1 protein-coding gene is annotated in these 240 nt (G+C 53.3%); it reads left to right on the forward strand.

Features of this window, described 5'->3' with window-relative positions; genetic code table 11:
- Positions 1-189, forward strand: a 189-nt coding sequence (locus AAEZ06_RS28175; RefSeq protein WP_350617501.1) for a CopD family protein, incomplete at its 5' end; no start/stop codon positions are given.
- Positions 190-240: the final 51 nt, after the last annotated feature.

Below are 240 nucleotides of genomic sequence, written 5' to 3' on the forward strand. Positions count from 1 at the left end.
GGGTGGATGCACGCCAAATTGACCCTGGTGTTTCTGCTGATCGGTTATCACCACATGTGTGGCGCTCAGGTAAAACGCTTTGCCCGCGGCGAGAACACGCGCAGCCACGTGTTTTATCGCTGGTTCAACGAAGTCCCTGTTTTATTCCTGCTGGCCATCGTCATCCTGGTGGTGGTCAAGCCTTTCTGAATTCAACTCTCCCAACTCTGAGGTTATCCAATGTCACTGCCTGCCTTGCTG

Origin of the sequence: Pseudomonas sp. HY7a-MNA-CIBAN-0227 (assembly GCF_040310325.1) — a bacterium.
Lineage (GTDB): Bacteria > Pseudomonadota > Gammaproteobacteria > Pseudomonadales > Pseudomonadaceae > Aquipseudomonas.